The 19,320-nt window shown below is 62.8% G+C and carries 16 protein-coding genes and 4 tRNA genes; 11 read left to right on the forward strand and 9 right to left on the reverse strand.

The window, feature by feature from the left end; genetic code table 11:
• Positions 1–70 precede the first annotated feature (70 nt).
• From CLU93_RS12620 to ahpF, 9 genes are all read left to right on the forward strand, one after another.
• On the forward strand, positions 71–1,624 hold the full coding sequence (locus CLU93_RS12620; protein ID WP_099761597.1) for a sugar ABC transporter ATP-binding protein: 1,554 nt from the start codon (positions 71–73) through the stop codon (positions 1,622–1,624).
• Between the two features lie 18 nt (positions 1,625–1,642).
• Complete coding sequence (locus CLU93_RS12625) at positions 1,643–2,614, forward strand: ABC transporter permease (RefSeq protein WP_086137501.1); 972 nt, start codon at positions 1,643–1,645, stop codon at positions 2,612–2,614.
• Positions 2,615–2,623: 9 nt separating this feature from the next.
• Positions 2,624–3,682 carry a LacI family DNA-binding transcriptional regulator gene (locus tag CLU93_RS12630; protein WP_099761600.1) on the forward strand — a complete coding sequence of 353 codons (1,059 nt, stop codon included), beginning with the start codon at positions 2,624–2,626 and terminating at the stop codon, positions 3,680–3,682.
• The gene (gene rbsK / locus CLU93_RS12635; RefSeq protein WP_099761603.1) at positions 3,679–4,590 is read left to right on the forward strand and encodes a ribokinase; all 912 of its coding nucleotides are present in this window, start codon (positions 3,679–3,681) and stop codon (positions 4,588–4,590) included. Before CLU93_RS12630 ends, rbsK begins: the two co-directional genes overlap by 4 nt.
• A complete protein-coding gene (gene rbsD / locus CLU93_RS12640) occupies positions 4,590–4,982 on the forward strand; it encodes a D-ribose pyranase (protein ID WP_099761605.1) in 393 nt (130 codons plus the stop codon). Before rbsK ends, rbsD begins: the two co-directional genes overlap by 1 nt.
• A gap of 134 nt (positions 4,983–5,116) precedes the next feature.
• The gene (locus CLU93_RS12645; RefSeq protein ID WP_257224946.1) at positions 5,117–7,930 is read left to right on the forward strand and encodes an EAL domain-containing protein; all 2,814 of its coding nucleotides are present in this window, start codon (positions 5,117–5,119) and stop codon (positions 7,928–7,930) included.
• 176 nt (positions 7,931–8,106) lie between these two features.
• Positions 8,107–8,502 carry a DUF3597 domain-containing protein gene (locus CLU93_RS12650; RefSeq protein WP_099761610.1) on the forward strand — a complete coding sequence of 132 codons (396 nt, stop codon included), beginning with the start codon at positions 8,107–8,109 and terminating at the stop codon, positions 8,500–8,502.
• Positions 8,503–8,690: 188 nt separating this feature from the next.
• Positions 8,691–9,254 carry an alkyl hydroperoxide reductase subunit C gene (gene ahpC / locus CLU93_RS12655; protein ID WP_034780873.1) on the forward strand — a complete coding sequence of 188 codons (564 nt, stop codon included), beginning with the start codon at positions 8,691–8,693 and terminating at the stop codon, positions 9,252–9,254.
• Positions 9,255–9,352: 98 nt separating this feature from the next.
• Entirely contained in the window at positions 9,353–10,948 is a 1,596-nt protein-coding gene (gene ahpF, locus CLU93_RS12660; RefSeq protein WP_099761612.1) for an alkyl hydroperoxide reductase subunit F, read from the forward strand.
• 70 nt (positions 10,949–11,018) lie between these two features.
• Here the strand turns inward: ahpF and CLU93_RS12665 are convergent, their stop codons facing one another.
• The 8 genes from CLU93_RS12665 to CLU93_RS12700 all read right to left on the reverse strand — a co-directional run bounded on the left by CLU93_RS12665 (position 11,019) and on the right by CLU93_RS12700 (position 16,286).
• Entirely contained in the window at positions 11,019–11,366 is a 348-nt protein-coding gene (locus CLU93_RS12665) for a CzcE family metal-binding protein (protein ID WP_180287847.1), read from the reverse strand.
• 135 nt (positions 11,367–11,501) lie between these two features.
• Positions 11,502–12,128 carry an ABC transporter ATP-binding protein gene (locus CLU93_RS12670; protein ID WP_099761617.1) on the reverse strand — a complete coding sequence of 209 codons (627 nt, stop codon included), beginning with the start codon at positions 12,126–12,128 and terminating at the stop codon, positions 11,502–11,504.
• On the reverse strand, positions 12,119–13,222 hold the full coding sequence (locus tag CLU93_RS12675; protein WP_257224947.1) for a hypothetical protein: 1,104 nt from the start codon (positions 13,220–13,222) through the stop codon (positions 12,119–12,121). The genes CLU93_RS12670 and CLU93_RS12675 overlap by 10 nt, the downstream gene beginning before the upstream one ends.
• A 162-nt stretch (positions 13,223–13,384) precedes the next feature.
• Positions 13,385–13,461: transfer RNA gene (locus CLU93_RS12680), tRNA-Asp, on the reverse strand.
• Between the two features lie 57 nt (positions 13,462–13,518).
• Positions 13,519–13,594 (reverse strand) — tRNA-Val (locus CLU93_RS12685).
• A gap of 217 nt (positions 13,595–13,811) precedes the next feature.
• Positions 13,812–13,888 (reverse strand) — tRNA-Asp (locus tag CLU93_RS12690).
• Positions 13,889–13,942: 54 nt separating this feature from the next.
• Positions 13,943–14,018: transfer RNA gene (locus CLU93_RS12695), tRNA-Val, on the reverse strand.
• Between the two features lie 99 nt (positions 14,019–14,117).
• The gene (locus CLU93_RS12700; RefSeq protein ID WP_099761619.1) at positions 14,118–16,286 is read right to left on the reverse strand and encodes a S9 family peptidase; all 2,169 of its coding nucleotides are present in this window, start codon (positions 16,284–16,286) and stop codon (positions 14,118–14,120) included.
• Positions 16,287–16,437: 151 nt separating this feature from the next.
• On the opposite strand from CLU93_RS12700, the gene dinB reads away from it, so the two are divergent.
• Together dinB and CLU93_RS12710 are read left to right on the forward strand one after the other, a co-directional pair.
• On the forward strand, positions 16,438–17,619 hold the full coding sequence (dinB, locus tag CLU93_RS12705) for a DNA polymerase IV (RefSeq protein WP_257224948.1): 1,182 nt from the start codon (positions 16,438–16,440) through the stop codon (positions 17,617–17,619).
• 116 nt (positions 17,620–17,735) lie between these two features.
• Positions 17,736–18,632, forward strand: a complete 897-nt coding sequence (locus CLU93_RS12710) for a recombination-associated protein RdgC (protein ID WP_099761624.1) — start codon at positions 17,736–17,738, stop codon at positions 18,630–18,632.
• Positions 18,633–18,710: 78 nt separating this feature from the next.
• Here the strand turns inward: CLU93_RS12710 and CLU93_RS12715 are convergent, their stop codons facing one another.
• Positions 18,711–19,196: an asparaginase domain-containing protein gene (locus CLU93_RS12715; protein WP_034781194.1), complete on the reverse strand. Its 486-nt coding sequence runs from the start codon at positions 19,194–19,196 to the stop codon at positions 18,711–18,713.
• Positions 19,197–19,320: the final 124 nt, after the last annotated feature.

Here is a 19,320-nt window from a genome sequence, read left to right on the forward strand (position 1 = left end):
CCGGGGCCGGCGGCGCTTGCTCATCGAGCAGGCGCCGCCGGCCCCGCCGCCACTACCGCGGAGTTTTATCATGCCTACCGACATCCCCCCGGCGCCATCAGCGGCCACCCCTCTATTGACCCTGGATAACATTGGCAAGTCCTATGTCGGCCCCGTGCTGGGCGGCGTCGGCTTGCGCTTCGCCGCTGGCCAGGTGCTGGCGCTGACGGGCGAAAACGGTGCCGGCAAAAGCACGCTGTCGAAGATCATCTGCGGCCTGGAGCAAGCCACGACGGGCACCATGCTGCTCGACGGCAAGCCTTACCAGCCCGCCTCGCGCGGCGCTGCCGAGGCGCTGGGCATCCGCATGGTGATGCAGGAACTCAATCTGATTCCCACCCTGTCGATCGCGGAAAACCTGTACCTGAAAAATCTGCCGCAGCGTTTCGGCTTCATCGACCGCGGCCGTCTGGAGCGCGACGCGCGCGAACAGATGGAGAAAGTGGGCCTGGGCGGCCTCGACCCGTGGACCCTGGTTGGCGAGCTGGGTATCGGCCACCAGCAAATGATCGAGATCGCGCGTAACCTGATCGGTTCCTGCCGCCTGCTGGTGCTCGACGAGCCGACGGCCATGCTGACGCACCGCGAAGTGGAATTGCTGTTCCTGCAAATCGAGCGCCTGAAGGCCGAAGGCGTGTGCATCATCTATATTTCGCACCGCCTGGAAGAACTCAAGCGCGTGGCCGACCGCATCGCCGTGCTGCGCGACGGCCAGCTCGTGTGCGATGACGCTATCGCGGGCCACTCCGCCGCCGACCTGGTCAGCCTGATGGTGGGCCGTTCGGCCGACGATGCGGTGGACCTGAGCGGACGCACCATCGGCGCGCCGCTGCTGCGCGTGCGTGGCCTGGCGCGCGGCAAGGTGGTCAACCCGACCTCGTTCGACTTGCGCGCCGGCGAAATCCTCGGCATCGCCGGCCTGATCGGCTCGGGCCGCACGGAATTGCTGCGCCTGATCTTTGGCGCCGACCGCGCCGACGCCGGCGACGTGTTCCTCGGCGACAGCGAGGTACCCGCCGCCTTGCACTCGCCGCAGGCCGCCGTGAAAGCGGGCATCGCCATGATCACGGAAGACCGCAAGGGACAAGGCTTGTTGCTGCGCCAGTCCATCGCCGTCAACACGACCCTGGCCGCGCTCGACACCGTCAGTGGCGCCGGTTGGCTCAACGAGGCGGCCGAAGCATCGGTGGCCGACGATTACATTCAGCGCCTGGGCATCCGCTCGCGCAACAGCGCGCAAACGGTGGCCGAACTCTCTGGCGGCAACCAGCAAAAAGTCGTGATCGCCCGCTGGCTGTACCGCGACTGCCCCGTGATGCTGTTCGACGAGCCCACGCGCGGCATCGATATCGGCGCCAAGTTTGATATTTATCAGGTGCTGGCCGAACAGGCGCGCCAGGGCAAGGGCCTCGTCATTGTATCGAGCGACTTGCGCGAGCTGATGCTGATCTGCGACCGCATCGCCGTCATGAGCGCCGGCAGCATCGTCGACACCTTCGAGCGCGGTGCCTGGAGCCAGGACGCGCTGCTGTCGGCCGCCTTCTCCGGCTATTTGACCCCTACTTCCACTCCAGCTGCGGCCTGATCCGCCGGAAAGATTCCCATGACCACCCATTCCTCTCCTTCGTATCTGCAGCGCAGCCTGGCCGACCTGAAAAACTATGCGGGCCTGATCGGCGCCTTGCTCGCCATGTGCGTGCTGTTTTCGTTTGCCAGCGAAAATTTCTTCACGCTCGCGACCCTCAGCACCCTGTCGAACAACATCCCGACCCTGGTCGTGATGGCCGTCGGCATGACCTTTGTATTGATCATCGGCGGCATCGATTTGTCCGTCGGCTCCGTCATGGCGCTGGCCGCTTCCGTGCTGTCGCTGGCCGTCGTGCACTGGGGCTGGCCCGTGTGGAGCGCGGCCCTGCTGGGCATGTTCGTCGCCGCCCTGTGCGGCGCGACGACCGGCCTGATTTCCGTCGGCTGGCGCATCCCCTCGTTCATCGTTTCGCTGGGCGTGCTGGAAATGGCGCGCGGCCTGGCCTATCAGGTGACCAATTCGCGCACGGAATACATCGGCAGCGCCGTGGACGGCATCAGCTCGCCGATCGCCTTTGGCCTGTCGCCGGCCTTCATTGCCTCGATCGCCATCGTCGTCATCGGCCACCTGGTGCTGACGCGCACGGTGCTGGGACGCCACTGGATCGGCATCGGCACGAATGAAGAAGCCGTGCGTTTGTCCGGCATCAACACAAAACCGTCGAAAGTGCTGGTGTTTGCCTTGATGGGTTTTCTGGCCGGCGTGGGCGCGCTGTTCCAGGTGTCGCGCCTGGAAGCGGCCGACCCGAACGGCGGCGTGGGCATGGAATTGCAAGTGATCGCCGCCGTCGTGATCGGCGGCACGAGCCTGATGGGCGGGCGCGGTTCCGTCATCAGTACGTTTATCGGCGTGTTGATCATTTCCGTGCTGGAAGCGGGCCTGGCGCAAGTGGGCGTGTCCGAACCCGTGAAACGCATCGTCACGGGTCTGGTGATTGTCGCCGCCGTGGTGCTCGACACTTACCGCCGCCGCGGCGAGCGTTCATAATACTGGCCCATGGCAACCATCAAACAAGTGGCGCAGGTGGCGGGGGTGTCGTTTACCACCGTGTCGCACGTCCTCAACAATACCCGCCCCGTCAGCGACGCGGCGCGCCGCGCCGTGCTGGCGGCCGTGGAGCAATTGCATTACGTGCCCAGCGCGCTGGCGCGCTCGCTGCGCAGCCGCAGCACGGGCACGATCGGCCTGATCATTCCGAATAATACGAATCCGTATTTTTCGGAAGTGGCGCGCGGCATCGAGGACCGCTGCTACGCGGCCGGTTACAGCGTGATTTTGTGCAATTCCGATGACGACCCCGTCAAGCAGCGCGAGTACCTGAACGTGCTGCTGACCAAGCGCTGCGACGGCCTGATCCTGTCCGCGCTGGCCGACAGCGATGGCGAACTGCTGCGCAAGATGAAGGTGCCGGCCGTGCTGCTCGACCGCGCGCCCAGCGACCTGTCCATCGATGCCGTGGCCGTCGACAACCGCGCTGGCGGTGCCCTGGCCGCGCGCCATTTGCTGGGCCTGGGACGCCGACGCCTCGCCTGCATCGCCGGACCCCGCGAAGTGAGCATTTCCAACGAGCGCATCGACGGTGCGCGCAGTGCCATGGCGGACGCGGGCGTGGTCCTGGCCGACGCCCTGTGCTGCCACGCGGACTTTACCAGTGCGGGCGGCTATGCGGCCGCGCTGGATTTGCTGGCGCTGCCGCCAGGCCAGCGCCCCGACGCCTTGTTCTGCTGCAATGATTTGATGGCCTTTGGCGCCCTGCGCGCCGCCGCCGAGCGGGGCATTGCCGTGCCGGCCGAACTGGCCGTGGTCGGCTTCGACGATATCGACCTGGCCAGCTTCGTGCATCCGGCCTTGAGCAGCGTGGCGCAAAACACGCGCGAGCTGGGTCACATCACGGCCGCCTGCCTGCTGGCGCGCATTGCCGACCCCGCCTTGCCGCGCCAGCAGCGCAGCATCGCACCCGAGCTGCACGTGCGCGGCTCCAGCGTGGCCGCCACGGTAACTTCTGCTGTACCTACTTCTTCACCTGCAACTGAACTGATGGGAATGACATCATGATCGTGGTTATCGGCAGCATCAATATGGACCTGGTTTTGCGCGTGCCGCGCATGCCCCTCCCCGGCGAAACCCTGACGGGCGGCGCGTTTCGCACCATTCCTGGCGGCAAGGGCGCCAACCAGGCCGTAGCCTGCGCGCGCCTGAGCGGCAAAGTGGCCGCCGGTGGCCAGCAAGTGGCCATGGTCGGCTGCGTGGGCGATGACGCGTTCGGCGCGACCTTGCGCGCGGCCCTCGTGGGCGACGGCATCATCGACAGCCACATCACCACCTTGCCCGGTGTCGCGTCCGGCATCGCTTCCATCCTGGTCGACGACAACGGCCAGAACAGCATCGTGATTGCCGGCGGCGCCAACGACCTGTTGAGCCCCGCGCATATCGACGCGGCAAAAGAGCTGATCGACCAGGCCGATATCGTCGTGCTGCAGCTGGAAACGCCGATGGCCACCGTCGTGCACGCGATCAAACTGGCCCGCTCCTTGGGCAAGACGGTGGTGCTGAACCCGGCCCCGGCGGCCAGCCTGCCCGAAGGCGTGCTGGAACTGGTCGACTACCTGATTCCGAATGAAATCGAAGCGGCCATGCTGGCCGGCGTCAGCCCGCAAGGCGCGGACGTCCAGGCGCTGGCGGCCGCGCTGCAAAAGCTGGGCAGCGACAACGTCATCATCACGCTCGGCTCCAAGGGCGTGCACGCGGCCCTGTATGGCGGCGATTTCACCTTCCCGGCCGAGGTGGTGCAAGCCGTCGACACGACGGCCGCCGGCGACACCTTCATCGGCGGCTTTGTCGCCGGCCTGGCGTCCGGCATGGACGAGGCCGAAGCGATCCAGCAAGGCCAGCGCGCGGCCGCCTGGAGCGTCACCAAGCCCGGCGCGCAAACCTCGATTCCCCACTTGCACGAGCTGTTCTGATGAAAAAAACACCGCTGCTTAATATTGCGCTGTCGCAAATGATCGCATCGCTCGGTCATGGCGACATGCTCGTCATCGGCGACGCGGGCTTGCCCTCGCAGCCGGGCGTGCCCCTGATCGACCTGGCCCTGACGCGCGGCATCCCCGGCTTCATCGATACCGTCAATACGGTATTGACTGAAATGCAAGTGGAATACCATTTGCTCGCCAGCGAGTTGCCGCAGCACAATCCGGCCATGGCGGCGCAGGTGGCGGCCCTGGCTGTGCCCGATGCGCGCCAGGTGACGCACGAGGAGTTCAAGCAATTGAGCAAGGGCGCGCGCGCCATCGTGCGTACAGGGGAGTGCAGTCCGTATGCCAACATCATTTTGGTGGCAGGCGTCGTGTTCTAGCGCAAACAAACGTCAGATTGTTTGCTAAAAACATCAACGTTATTGTTCCTAGTGAAATAATTATCCATCTGCAAAAGGGGGCGGCTACAATAGTCGTACCCTGCCAGCTCGGCAGTTTCCAGTGGTGTCCTGCCATGCCGATGACAGCATTCGACGCTTTCCGCTGCTGTTTCATTCTGCTGCTGTGCCTGACCACGCCCGCCCGCGCGCTGGAACCTATCTCCCTGCAGCTCAATTTCACGCACCAGTTCCAGTTTGCCGGCTATTACGCGGCCATCGAGCAAGGCTATTACCGCGAGGCGGGGCTGGAAGTCAAACTGGTCGAAGGCAGCGGCGTGCCGCTTGCCGAGGCGGCCGTGCTGACGGGCCAGGCCGAGTATGGCGTGGGTAACAGTACCTTGTTGCTCAGCCGTATGGCGGGCAAGCCCCTGGTGGTGCTGGCCGTGGTGTTCCAGCATTCGCCCAGCGTGCTGCTGATGCGCCAGCATGGCGGCGCGCCCGACGTGCACCGGCTGGTGGGGGCGCCCGTGATGATCGGTGCGGCCACCGATGTGGCAGCCGCATCCGATGAAGTCTCGCTGTTCCTGCAGAAAATGGGCGTCGCACCGGAACAGATGCGCCACTTGCCGCCCAGCTACCGGATCGAGGATTTGATCGCTGGCAAGGTCGACGCCATTGCCGCGTATTCCACCAACGAAGCCGATTACCTGGACCGGGCGGGCTTTCCCTACTACCAGTTTACGCCGCGCACGGCCGGCATCGATTTCTACGGCGACAACCTGTTTACCAGCGAGTATGAACTGCGCCGCCATCCCGAGCGCGTCAAAGCGTTTCGCGCGGCCAGCCTGCGCGGCTGGCAATACGCGATGGCGCACCGCGAGGAAATGGCGCGTCTGATCCATGCCAAATACAGCCAGCGCCATGACCAGGCGCACCTGCTGTACGAGGCGCAGCAGATGGAATTGCTGCTGCAGCCCGTGCTGGTGGAACTCGGCTACATGAATCCCCAGCGCTGGCAGCACATCGCCGACACCTACGCCGCCATGGGCGTGCTGCCGCGCAATGCCACGGACAGCCGCGCCTACCAGGGCTTTTTGTATCGCCCCGTGCCGGGCGCCGACCTGGGCTGGCTGTACCTGTCGCTGGGCGTGGCGGGCAGCTTGCTGGCCGTGTCGGCGGCCTTTCACTTCAGCAACCTGGCGCGCGAGCGCCGCCGCACGGAAGAAACCATCCGGCAAGGGGAATTGCGCTTTCGCACCATGTTCGAGGAAGCACCGATGGGCATCGCCCTGATCGATACCGTGAGCGGACAGTTTCTGGATATCAATCCGCGCTATCTGGCCATCGCCGGGCGCAGCCTGGAGCATATGAAGCGCTCGAACTGGATGGAGATCAGTCATCCCGACGACGTGGCGGGTGAGCAGGCGCACGTGGCGCAGCTGCTGGCGCGGCGCATGCCGGGCTTTCGCCACGCCAAGCGCATCGTGCGTCCCGATGGCGACGTGGTGTGGGTCGATGCCTCGGTGACGGCCATCGCCACGGCGTGCCACGGCGGCCCGCACCACCTGTGCATGCTGGAAGATGTGACGGACAAGCGGCAAACGGAAGCGCTGATCTGGCAGCAAGCCAATTTCGATACCTTGACGCAATTGCCGAACCGCCGCATGTTCCACGAGCGCCTGCGCCAGGCGCTGGCCCAGGGACGGCGCGATACGAGCCGCGTGGCCATCCTGTTCATCGACCTCGACCATTTCAAGGAAGTCAACGACACCCTCGGCCACCACCAGGGCGATATCCTGCTGATCGAAGCGGCGCGGCGCATCCGCGTGGGCGTGCGCGAAACGGACACGGTGGCGCGCCTGGGCGGTGATGAATTCACGGTGATCCTGTCCGACCTCGATGATCTGCAGCAAGTTGACCGCATCGCGCGGCAGATACTCGACGGCTTGCTGGCGCCGTTCCTGCTGGGGCAGGAGCAGGCCTTCGTCTCGGCCTCGATCGGCATCACCCTGTATCCGGACGACGCGGGCACGATCGAGGACTTGCTCAAGCATGCGGACCAGGCCATGTATGTGTCGAAAGGCGCGGGGCGCAACCGCTACAGTTATTTCACGCCCGCCATGCAGGTAGCGGCCGTCAACCGCATGCGCATGGGGGCGGACTTGCGCACGGCCTTGCGCGAACAGCAGATGCAGCTGTATTACCAGCCCATCGTCGAACTGCATGGCTGCACGATTGTCAAAGTGGAAGCTTTGCTGCGCTGGCACCATCCGCAGCGCGGTGTGGTATGTCCGCCGGATTTTCTGGCGCTGGCCGAGAGCAGCGGCTTGATCGTCGACATCGGCGACTGGGTGCTGCGCACGGCGGCCGCGCAACTGCTGCGCTGGCGCGCGCAGGGCCAGGCCATCGGCTTGCCGGGGCTGCAACTGTGCCTGAACCAGTCGCCGCTGGAGCTGCAGCGCGAAGTCGAGGCGCCGGGCACCTGGCTGCGCCAGCTGATGGCGCTCGATGTGCCGGCTTCGGCTATCGTGCTCGACATGCGCGAAGATGCGCTGCTGGGCAGCGGCAGCGGCAGCGGCAGCGGCATGGCGCAGCGGCTGCAGCACTTGCGCGAGGCAGGCTTGCAGATCGCCCTGGACAACTTCGGCAGCGGCCCCGCCTCGCTGACGCAATTGCAGCAATGCGGCATCGACTACCTGAAGCTCGACGGCATGCTGGTGCGCAAGCTGGCGCCCGGTGCCAGCGAACTGGTGTTGTGCGAAGCCATCGTCACCATGGCGCACAAGCTGGGTTTGCAAGTCATCGCCGAAGGGGTGGAGACCGAAGAGCAGCGCGCGCGGCTGCTGGAAATCGGCTGCGATTTTGCGCAAGGCGAGCTGTTTGCGCCGCCGCTGGCCATCGACGCATTCGATGCGCTGCTGCACGCGCGGCGGCCCTTGCACCCTTGAAACCGGCGCGCCCTGCCACCAGATGTCCCCTGGCCCTGCGGGACAGGGCTCCCGGCCTGAACGGGCTTATACTCGACAGGCTGGCGCCTGCGCCCGGCTCCAGCTGTCACCGGTTCGCGTCATGAACCGGGCGCGCAGGCAAACCTTCTTCCATTCACTCAACTCGAGGTGACCTCATGGGCATTTTCAGCAATATCTATAACAAAATCTTCCACCATGCGTCCGACGCCGCTCCGGCAGCCACGCCAGCGGCCGCTACCGACGCGCCAGCGGCGGCACCGGCAGCCGCCGCTGCACCAGCGGTTGTCGTGCCGGTGGTGGACGTGGAAGTGGTGCTGGTCGGCCTGGCCAGCAAGAACGCGGAAACACTCAATTGGCGCACGTCCATCGTCGACCTGATGAAATTGCTTCAACTCGATAGCAGCCTGGCTTCGCGCAAGGAACTGGCGCAAGAGCTGCACTTCACGGGCGATACCAATGATTCGGCCAGCATGAACATCTGGCTGCACCGCCAGGTGATGATCAAGCTGGCGGAAAACGGCGGCAAGGTGCCGGAAGAACTCAAGAACTAAACACCTGGCGGCGGCAGGGGTATCCACTGTCACCGCTATCCAATCCCGTGGGAACTGCCTATCATGGAGTTCCCATGGCGTCGCGATAGCTAAAACTAATTGAAACTATTGTGACAATCAATTTTGCATATGGGTTAAAACCCCTTACACTAGAGTCTTACTGATTCACCACACGAGAGGAAATGATTATGTCGCTCATCAATACCCAAGTTAAACCATTCAAGGCAACCGCATTCCACAATGGCAAATTCGTCGACCTGACGGAAGCGTCGCTGAAAGGCAAGTGGTCGGTATTCGTGTTCTACCCAGCCGACTTCACCTTCGTTTGCCCAACCGAACTGGAAGACCTGGCCGATCACCACGCCGAATTCCAAAAGCTGGGCGTCGATGTCTACGGCATCTCGACCGACTCGCATTTCGCGCACAAAGCATGGCACGATACCTCGGACGCGATTAAGAAAGTGCAATACGCACTGATCGGCGACCCGACCGGTACCCTGTCGCGCAATTTCGAAGTCATGATCGAAGAAGAAGGCATGGCACTGCGCGGTACCTTCGTCATCAATCCAGACGGCTTCATCAAAGTGCTGGAAGTGCATGACAACGGCATCGGCCGTGACGCATCGGAACTGTTGCGCAAAGTCAAGGCAGCGCAATACGTTGCCGCTCACCCAGGCGAAGTGTGCCCAGCCAAATGGACGGAAGGCGCCGCAACGCTGACCCCATCGCTGGACCTGGTTGGCAAGATCTAAGTTTCGATGCACCACGTAGCAAACAAGTAGTTACCGCGATGCCGGACCGGGCGTCCGGCCCGGCATACGCCTAAATATTTGTAAAGGAAGAAAAAATCATGTTAGATGCAACCCTCAAAACCCAACTGAAATCCTACCTGGAAAAAGTGGTGTATCCGCTTGAGCTGGTCGCTTCTCTCGATGACAGCGCAAAAGCCCGCGAGATGAAGGAATTGCTCCAGGAGATAGTCCTGTTGAGCGACAAGATCACGCTGGTCGAGCGCCTTGACGCTGGCGTACGGGTGCCGTCGTTCAGTATCAACCGTACCGGCTCCGACATCGGCGTGCGTTTCGCCGGTGTGCCGCTGGGCCACGAATTTACCTCGCTGGTGCTGGCACTGCTGCAAGTGGGCGGCCACACCATCAAGTTCGACGACGCCGTGATCGAGCAGATCCGCAACCTCGACGGCGATTACGAGTTTGAAACGTTTATTTCTCTCTCCTGCCATAACTGCCCGGAAGTGGTGCAGGCATTGAATGCCATGGCGGTGATCAACCCGCGCATCAAGGTCACCACCATCGATGGCGGCGTGTTCCCGCAAGAAGTGGAAGAGCGCCAGATCATGGCCGTGCCGATGATGTTCCTGAATGGCCAGCATTTTGGCCAGGGACGCACGAATGTCGAGGAAATCCTCGCCAAGCTCGACACCAACGCCGGCGCCCGCCAGGCGGCAGCGTTGTCGAAAAAAGATGTGTTTGATGTACTGATCGTCGGCGGTGGTCCTGCCGGCGCGGCAGCGGCCATTTACGCGGCCCGCAAAGGCATCAAGACGGGCGTGCTGGCCGAGCGTTTCGGCGGCCAGACCCTCGACACCATGGCCATCGAGAATTTTATTTCCGTCAAGGAAACCGATGGTCCGAAGTTTGCCATGGCGCTGGAACAGCACGTCAAGACCTATGACGTCGACATCATGAACACCCAGCGTGCCAGCAAGCTGACGCCAGGCAAGCTGATCGAGATTGAAACGGCGAATGGCGCCATCCTGAAAGCCAAGACCGTCATCCTGGCCACCGGTGCCCGCTGGCGCGAAATCAACGTGCCGGGCGAGAAGGAATACCGCAACCACGGTGTCGCCTACTGCCCGCACTGCGATGGCCCCTTGTTCAAGGGTAAGCGCGTGGCCGTGATCGGCGGCGGCAACTCGGGTGTGGAAGCGGCGATCGACCTGGCCGGCCTGGTAAAGCACGTGACCCTGATCGAGTTCGGCGCGGAACTGCGTGCCGATGCGGTGCTGCAACGCAAGCTGCACAGCCTGCCTAACGTGACCGTGATCACCTCGGCGCAAACCACCGAGATCCACGGCGACGGCAAGATCGTCAATGGCCTGAGCTACACGGACCGGGTCAGCGGCGAGTCGAAAAAGGTCGAGCTGGAAGGCGTCTTCGTGCAAATCGGCCTGGTGCCGAACACGGAGTGGCTGAAAGGCACAGTAGCGTTGTCGCGCCACGGTGAAATCGAAGTCGATGCCCGCGGCCAGACCTCGATCCCCGGCGTGTTTGCGGCCGGCGACGTCACCACGGTGCCGTACAAGCAGATCATCATCGCCACCGGCGAAGGCGCCAAGGCTGCCCTGTCCGCCTTTGACCACCTGATCCGCTCGGACGACGAGGAAGTGGTCGAAGAGTCCGCAGTCAAGGAAGCACTGACGGCGTAACTATTCGCCGTATCAAGAAAAACCGGAACGGCCGCGAGGCCCTTCCGGTTTTTTTATGCGTAGAGGAAACTTAGCTGCCCGTGTACAGCGGGTTGGCGGCCACATACACCTCAATACCATCGACGGGCATGTCCTGCGGCGCGATCTCGCTCAGGGCGAATTTCGTTTGATGGTTAAAAGTTTGCACGTGCCAGGTAAAACGCTGGCCGGCGCGCGCGATGGTGACGGTTTCGCCGCGCGTGACGTTGATGTGGCGGGTGTCGGGCTGCAGCTCGATGCTGCGCTGGGCGGCGGCGTGCGGGGCGCTGCTGCCATAGTCGGCGGGCGTGCCCGTGGGACCGGCGGCAATGGCCGAGGTGGCAAAGGCGGCAAGGGCGGCGCACAAAATCGCCACGGCGCTGCGCTGGGTGTTCAACATAGTCATCTCCAGGAATAAGCCCGGCGCAGTGAATAACCGTGCCGTGTTGTCGTCGTCGCTGCACCGGGATCGCCGGTTTTTGCAGCACGGCATCGTAAGCGTTTCTTGGCCGATTTGCAAAGCTGTATTTCCTGTCTATATTTCCACCGTCGCCGCCAGCGGCACGTCTGGCGCCAGGTGGCTGGTCAGCACGATGCACTGGCGCGCCAGGCGGGCCGGGTCGGACAGGCGCTGGCGCAAGTACGCCATGGCGGATGCGTCGAGGCCATTGAACGGTTCATCGATCAGCAGCAGACGCACGGGCAAGGCCAGGGCCAGGGCCAGTTGCAGTTTTTTGTGCTGGCCCAGCGAGAGGGCGGTGATGCTTTGCTGCAAGGTGGATGTCAGGGCAAACGCGCTCAACTCGTCGCTCAGCAGCGACTGGTCACTGCCCGGGTACAGGGCCAGGTGCAGGTCGAGAAATTCATGCACTTGCAGCCAGGGCAGGGCGGGCGCGTCGCCGCCGCAATAGAAAGCGTGCGCACGGTAGGCCAGCGGCATGCGGACGCTGTCGACGTCATCGAGGCGGATGGTGCCGCGCGCGGGCAGCATGGCGCCGCCCGCCAGTTTCAGCAAGGTTGTCTTGCCGGCCCCGTTCGCACCGCGCAGCCAGTTGATGCCGGGGCCGAATTGCAGATTGCAGCCCTGGAAGACGCTGTGCGTGGGGAAGTGAAAATCGAGGTGCTCGATGTGCAGCACGGGAGAAGAGGCATTCAATTCCATAATTCGCTTCCGATGGCGCTCAAGGCAAGGATAGAGAAAACGACGAGGACGACACGCCCGCGCGCCGTGAGGCGGGGCAGGCCGACGATGGCCAGCAGGGCCACGCTGGCCGTGAGGGCGTAGACCGTGGTCACGCGCTGCTGCAAGGCGGCGGGATTGATGGCGTACAGCAAGACCGCGCCCGCCAGCAACACGGCAAACGGCGGCAGCAGACTGGCGGCGCAAGCCAGGCGCGTCAAGCCCGTGCTGGCCAGGGGCCAGGCGTTCAGCGATGGACGCAGCACGGCGATCTGCTCGCGCACGGCCTTGTCGCCGCGGTCCGTCACAATGATCAGGCTGGCGCTGGCCAGCAAACCCAGCAGTGGGGCGGGCACGAGCGGTGCGCGCAGCAGCCAGGCCAGCATGCTGGCGCCAGCCGTGACCAGCAGCACGCTTTGCTGGATGCCAATCACATTGTCATTGCGCCAGAATGGCAGCCAGAACAACTGGCGCCACAGGAACACAGTGCGCCAGCGGGGAGGCTGCGGCACATAGGCCGTCATCGTGGGCGGGCGCGCCCTGTGTGCGGGGCGCGGGGCGCGCAGGCGCTGCGCCACGATGAGTGTCGTCAGCAGCCAGGCCAGCAGCCAGGCGGCGATGGTGGCGGCCATGCCGGGCACGACAACCGGGCGCAACCAGGGCGGCGACTGCAGCAGCCAGATGCTGGTCGAGACGGCATAGGCGAGGCCCAGCGGCAGCATCAGCACACCGGCCACGGCGATATCGGCTTGCCAGCGCACACGCGTCGGCAAGGGCAGCTGGCGCAGCCAGGCGGCGGTATTTGCCGGCAACAGGCGCTTGCGCAGCAGCCAGGCGGGCAGGCAGGTCAGCAGGACTTGCGCGCCGACCACGCCCAGGGCGGCGGGCCAGGGCAGGGTGACGGCGAGAAAGCCGGGCAGGGCGATGACGCTGAGTAAACCCAGCAAGACAGGACCGGCCAGGAACACGAGGATTTCCATGGAACTGGCCAGGCTGGCGGCAAATTGCAGCAAAGCATGACGGGCCAGGCGCAAGCGCAGGACGAGGTAGGGGGAAAGACTGTGTGGCAGGCGCATCAGGCAGGAGCGGCAGAGTCAGGAGGAGCACTGATTCTAACAGCCGGGGTCAGCCCCCACCCGGACAAGTTAGCGTTGAGCTTGACGTTGGCGGTGTTGAGGATCTGACCCCAGAATGGGAAAAGCCCTTCGGTTCAGAGAACCAAAGGGCTTTTCTTTTATTGGCGGAGCGGACGGGACTCGAACCCGCGACCCCCGACGTGACAGGCCGGTATTCTAACCAACTGAACTACCACTCCAAGCTCGTATGATCTGTGTTGCTGATCCATGAAGCACTGGATAATTTTCTGTATTGGTGGTGGGTGCTGAGAGGCTCGAACTCCCGACCTACGCCTTGTAAGGGCGCCGCTCTACCAACTGAGCTAAGCACCCGCATACCCAGAAAACTATCCCGACGTTTGTCACCACGTCTGGAAGAGGCACTATTATAGGGGGCGCTTTCGTGCTTGTGCAACTATTCTTGAGGGGGAAAAGCAGTTTTTTTGCTGAAAAGCGCAAAAATATTCAAGCAAGGGAGTAATGGCGTGTTTTTGGCTGCTGAAATGGGAAAAGCCCTTCGGTTCAGAGAACCAAAGGGCTTTTCTTTTATTGGCGGAGCGGACGGGACTCGAACCCGCGACCCCCGACGTGACAGGCCGGTATTCTAACCAACTGAACTACCACTCCAAGCTCGTATGATCTGTATTGCTGATCCATGAAGCACTGGACAGTTTTCTGATTTGGTGGGTGCTGAGAGGCTCGAACTCCCGACCTACGCCTTGTAAGGGCGCCGCTCTACCAACTGAGCTAAGCACCCGTTGCTTGTCTCAGAAAACCATCCCGACGTTTGTCACCACGTCTGGAAGAGGCGCTATTATAGGATGGCTAAAATCCTTCTGCAAGCGCTTTTTTCACTTTACTCTGTAATGCCCCACTGCGACAGCATCCACGCCATATTGAATGCATTCTCGGCAATCGCGTTATAGCGGCCCGACGCACCGCCGTGGCCGGCGCCCATATTCGTTTTCAGCAGCAGGGGATTGCCGTCAGTTTTATACGCGCGCAGCTTGGCCACATACTTGGCCGGTTCCCAGTACATGACCTGGCTGTCGTTCAGGCCCGTCGTCACCAGCATGGCGGGATAATTCTTGCGCGCAATGTTGTCGTAGGGCGAGTAGCTGAGCATGTAGTCGTAGGCCGCCTTCTGGTTCGGGTCGCCCCATTCCAGGTATTCGCCCGTCGTCAGGGGCAGGCTGGCATCCATCATGGTGTTCATCACGTCGACGAACGGTACGGCCGCGTGCACGGCGTGGAACAGTTCGGGACGCATGTTGACGACGGCGCCCATCAGCAAGCCGCCGGCGCTGCCGCCCTGGATGATCAGGCGGTTCGGGCTGGTCCATTTTTCGCGCACCAGGTAGTCGGCGCTGTCGATGAAGTCATTGAAGGTGTTTTTCTTCTTCATCAGCATGCCGTCTTCATGCCACGCCTCGCCCATGTCCGTGCCGCCGCGGATATGCGCCTGGGCATAGATGACGCCCCGCTCCAGCAGGCTGATGCGGCTGATGGCAAAACTGGCTTCCGTGGAAATGCCATACGAGCCATACGAGTACAGCAGCAGCGGCGCGGAACCGTCGAGCTTGACGCCTTTCTTGTAGACGATCCACAGCGGCACTTGCACGCCATCGCGCGCGGTCACCCACAGGCGCTGCGTGGTGTAGCGGCTGCCGTCAAAGCCGCCGACGATTTCCTGCTGTTTCAGCACCGTGCGCTTGCCATCCTGCATGCTGACGTCGATGACGGTGGGCGGCGTGACGGGCGACTGGTAGGACATGCGAAATTGCGTGGCGGAAAATTCGGGCGTGCCGGCCGCCGTGGCCAGGTAGACGGGGTCGTCGAACTGCACCGTCTTCCAGTTTTTATGCGCAAAATCAAAGATGCGCGCGCGGTTCAGGGCGCGCGCCTTTTCCATCACCACCAGGTAGCCCTGGAACACGTCGATGGACTGGATCACGGCGTCCTTGTTGTGCGGCACGACGGGTTTCCAGTTCTTTTGCTGCGGGGCAGTGACTGGCGCGCTGACGACGCGGAAATTCTTCGCGTCCTTGTTGGTCAGAATATACAGCTGGCCGTCGCGGTGTTCGATGCCGTAGCGGTGGCCTTTTTCGCGTTTCAGCACGGACTGGAAGCTGCCTTCCGGCTTGCTCGTTGGCAGCAGCAGCACTTCGCTCGTATCCGTGCTGCGCGCGGTGAGCATAAAGTAGCGATGATCGCGCGTGCGGCTCACGCCGATGGCGAATTGTTCCACTGGCTCGTGGTAGACCTGCTGCGGCGTGCCGCCCAGGGCCAGGCGGAACAAGCGGTCCGCGCGCTTGGTGGTGGCGTCTTCCTGCGTCAGCATCAGCGTGGCATTGTCCGCCGCCCAGGCCAAGGACGTGACTCTAGGCATGGTGTCGCCCAGCAACTTGCCCGTCTTCAAATCCTTGACATGCAGTTCGTACTGGCGGAAACCCGTCGTGTCGGTGGTGTAGGCCAGCAATTGCTCATTCGGGCTGATGGCAAACGCACGCACGGCAAAGAATTTGTGGCCTTCAGCCAATTGATTCTGGTCCAGCAGGATTTCCTCAGCTGCCTGCGCATCGTAGGCGCCATGTGCGCCGACAGGGCGGCGGCAATGCAGCGGGTATTGCTTGCCCGCTTCCGTGCGCGTGTAATAGTAAAAGTTACCCTGGCGCGCAGGCACGGACAGGTCCACTTCCTGCATGCGGCCCTTGATCTCCGCAGTCACCTTGTCGGCCAGCGGCTGGATGGGGGCCGTGACGGCCGCCGTGTAGGCGTTTTCCGCATTCAGGTAGTCGATCACGGCAGGATCGGTCTTCTTTTGCAGCCAGCGGTAGTCGTCCGTGACGAGCGTGCCGTGGCGCGTTTCCTGCCAGGCTGTCTTGGCGGCGACCGGCGCGGTGGGCGTGGCAACGGTGGTGGTGGTGTCGGCCAGCGCGGATGGCGCCAGGGTGGACAACAGCAGGGCCGGCAGGATGGATGACCAGGCGGACCGGCGGCGCGCAGCGTGATGGGTAATGGACAAGGCGACTCCTTTGAATAGTTGTGTCAGGATTGTAATCTTGCCATTGAGAAAAGCAACTGCCAGGCACCACCAATGCGTGCGTTTCAACTTGCATCCACGGGCATTTCCAGCGATACTGTATATAACTACAGTATCCTGCCGCGAGGTGTCCTTGACCACATCTGCCTGCCCACTTCCCGAGCCACCCGCCCGCCGCTGGATAGCCCACCTGGACATGGATGCCTTCTTTGCCTCCGTGGAACTGCTGAAATATCCCGAATTGCGCGGCGAAGCCGTCGTCATTGGCGGCGGGCGCCTGCAGCAACCCATGCTGCTGGAAGATGGCACGCGGCAGTTTGCGCGCATGCGCGACTACGTGGGGCGCGGCGTCGTCACCACTTCCACCTATGCGGCGCGCAAGTTTGGCGTGTTTTCCGCCATGGGCATCATGAAGGCGGCGAAATTGGCGCCCGACAGCATCCTGTTGCCCGCCGACTTCGAGGCCTACCGTGAATACTCCGCCCGCTTCAAGCAAGCCGTGGCCCAGTTGTGTCCCATCATCCAGAACGTGGGCATCGATGAAATCTATGTCGACCTGACGGAATACGGCGAGCAGGCGCCGGCCATGGCGGCGCGCCTGAAGGCGGCCGTGTTCGAGGCGACGGGCCTGTCGTGCTCGGTCGGCCTGGCGCCCAACAAATTGCTGGCAAAAATCTGTTCCGACCTGGAAAAGCCCGATGGCTTGACCATTTTGTCGCCCGAGGATATCGAAACCAGGGTCTGGCCCTTGCCGGCAAAAAAGATCAACGGCATCGGCCCGAAGGCGACGGCCAAGCTGGAAGCGCTGGGCATAGTGACCATCGGCGAGCTGGCGCGGGCCGATCTCACCATGCTGCGCACGCAGTTCGGCGACCTGTACACGGGCTGGCTGCGCCAGGCGGCGCTGGGCATCGACGAGCGGCCCGTGCAGACGAGCCGGGAAACCAAGTCCGTCAGCCGCGAGACGACGTTCGAGCGCGACTTGCAGGTGGTGCGCGACCGCGCCACCCTGTCGGAAAAGCTGGAAAGCCTGTGCACGCGCGTGGCGGGCGACCTGGATAAACAATCGCTGGCGGGGCGCACGGTGGGCATCAAGCTGCGCTTCGAGGATTTCAGCACCGTTACGCGCGACATCACCTTGCCCAGCGCCACGGCGGACGCCGCCGCCATCCTGCGCGCCAGCCGCGATTGTCTGCGGCGCGTGCCCTTTGACAAGAAAATCCGCCTGCTGGGCGTGCGCATCTCGACCTTGTCCGATCCGGCCATCGTGACGCGGCAGGCGCCAGCCCAGGCGGAGCTGTTTCCCAGGCTCTAGCGGCGTTTCCTGCAAGATACATACCGCGCCGGACCGCGCTTTTGACGGCATTTTCACGTCGAAAGTGTAGAATGGCGTTCCCCTGGCACTACTGAAACAAACGGAAGACAAAAACTATGTGGTTCAAGAATCTTCAGATTTACCGCCTGCCCGCACCATGGGCTTATACGCCAGAACAACTGGAAGAGGCCTTGTCCTCGAACAAATTTACGCCGGCGACCAGCATGGATCTGATGCGCCAGGGCTGGGATACGCCACGCCCGAATGGCGGTCTGGTGCATGTGGTCAACAAGCAGATGCTGATCTTGCTGGGCACGGAAAAGAAACTGCTGCCAGCCACCGTCATCAACCAGGTGGCCAAGGCCCGCGCTGCCGAGATGGAAGAAGCGCAAGGCTTTGCGCCGGGTAAAAAAGCCATGAAAGAATTGAAGGAGCGCGTGGCCGACGAGTTGCTGCCGCGCGCCTTCAGCATCCGTAGCAATGTCTGGACCTGGATCGACCCCGTCAATGGTTGGCTGGTGGTCGATGCGGCCAGCCCGGCCAAAGCTGATGAAGTCATCAAGCTGTTGCTGAAAGCCGTGGATAAACTGCCGCTGGAAAGCTTGCGCGTGCAGCGCTCGCCCGTGGCGGTGATGACGGAATGGCTGCAGGCCGACGATGCGCCTGCCGGCTTCACGGTCGACATGGACACGGAATTGCGCGCCACGGGCGAAAGCAAGGCCACCGTGCGCTACGTGCGCCACACGCTGGAAGCGGACGACGTGCGCCGCCACATCGCGGCCGGCAAGCAGTGCACGCGCCTGGCCATGACGTGGAACGACAAGATCTCGTTCGTGCTGACGGAGTCCCTGGCCATCAAGAGCGTCAAGCCGCTGGACGTGATCAAGGAAACGGAATCGAGCACGAAGAACGACGACGAGCGTTTCGACGGCGACCTGATGCTGATGACGGGCGAGCTCTCCAAGCTGATGGCCGACGTGGTCGAAGCATTGGGCGGCGAAGCGACTGCATAAACGCAGTCATATCGGTACGAAAAAGGAGCTTCGGCTCCTTTTTTTCGTCTGTGCTGTTAGCCCTGTCCTGGCATCGGCTTACAAGGGCTGGAACACGCCGGCGGCGCGGTTCTTTTGCACATTGTCCCAGGCGAAGATCTGGCCATTCATGGCCACGTACACGCCGGCTGGCAAGGTTTGCGCCACGCCGCAGGCAAAGCCCAGGTTGAACAGGGCATCGGAGTTGTCGATTTCGTAGGGAATCATGGCGCCCGTCAAAATCACCGTTTGCTGCAGGTTCGCCGCGCCCAGCACTTGCGCCGTTTCGCGCATGGTGTCGGTGCCGTGGATGATGACGATGGCTTTCTCCTGTGCTGCGCGGCACGAGGCCAGCACGCGCTGGCGGTCCGCATCCTGCATGTCGAGCGAATCGAGCAGGGGCAGTTGCTCCAATGCGACGGGTGCCGTCATGCGTGCGCGGGCAATCGCTGCCGGCAAATGACTGTCGGAAAAGCCCAGGGTACCGTTCAATTCGTTGTAGTGTTTGTCGAAAGTGCCGCCGGTGGCGAGTATGCGCAAAGTCATGATGTGGTCACGATGTCAGTGGAGAATGACGCGCATGATAGCGTGGATTGTGTGCCTTGCGTGAATGGCGGGCCCGTTGCGGGCCGTTGCGGATCGCATCTGGAAAATTTGGCCATCTGTGAGT

Origin of the sequence: Janthinobacterium sp. 35 (assembly GCF_002754575.1) — a bacterium.
Classification (GTDB): Bacteria; Pseudomonadota; Gammaproteobacteria; order Burkholderiales; family Burkholderiaceae_D; genus Janthinobacterium; species Janthinobacterium tructae.

Excerpts from the sequence above, each read along its gene's own strand:
- ahpF (WP_099761612.1), top strand. The coding sequence starts at position 9,353 with ATGTTAGATGCAACCCTCAAAACCCAACTGAAATCCTACCTGGAAAAA.
- CLU93_RS12645 (WP_257224946.1), top strand. The coding sequence starts at position 5,117 with ATGCCGATGACAGCATTCGACGCTTTCCGCTGCTGTTTCATTCTGCTG.
- CLU93_RS12710 (WP_099761624.1), top strand. The coding sequence starts at position 17,736 with ATGTGGTTCAAGAATCTTCAGATTTACCGCCTGCCCGCACCATGGGCT.
- CLU93_RS12650 (WP_099761610.1), top strand. The coding sequence starts at position 8,107 with ATGGGCATTTTCAGCAATATCTATAACAAAATCTTCCACCATGCGTCC.
- rbsK (WP_099761603.1), top strand. The coding sequence starts at position 3,679 with ATGATCGTGGTTATCGGCAGCATCAATATGGACCTGGTTTTGCGCGTG.
- CLU93_RS12675 (WP_257224947.1), bottom strand. The coding sequence starts at position 13,222 with ATGCGCCTGCCACACAGTCTTTCCCCCTACCTCGTCCTGCGCTTGCGC.
- ahpC (WP_034780873.1), top strand. The coding sequence starts at position 8,691 with ATGTCGCTCATCAATACCCAAGTTAAACCATTCAAGGCAACCGCATTC.
- rbsD (WP_099761605.1), top strand. The coding sequence starts at position 4,590 with ATGAAAAAAACACCGCTGCTTAATATTGCGCTGTCGCAAATGATCGCA.
- CLU93_RS12665 (WP_180287847.1), bottom strand. The coding sequence starts at position 11,366 with ATGTTGAACACCCAGCGCAGCGCCGTGGCGATTTTGTGCGCCGCCCTT.
- CLU93_RS12715 (WP_034781194.1), bottom strand. The coding sequence starts at position 19,196 with ATGACTTTGCGCATACTCGCCACCGGCGGCACTTTCGACAAACACTAC.
- CLU93_RS12625 (WP_086137501.1), top strand. The coding sequence starts at position 1,643 with ATGACCACCCATTCCTCTCCTTCGTATCTGCAGCGCAGCCTGGCCGAC.
- CLU93_RS12630 (WP_099761600.1), top strand. The coding sequence starts at position 2,624 with ATGGCAACCATCAAACAAGTGGCGCAGGTGGCGGGGGTGTCGTTTACC.
- CLU93_RS12620 (WP_099761597.1), top strand. The coding sequence starts at position 71 with ATGCCTACCGACATCCCCCCGGCGCCATCAGCGGCCACCCCTCTATTG.
- CLU93_RS12670 (WP_099761617.1), bottom strand. The coding sequence starts at position 12,128 with ATGGAATTGAATGCCTCTTCTCCCGTGCTGCACATCGAGCACCTCGAT.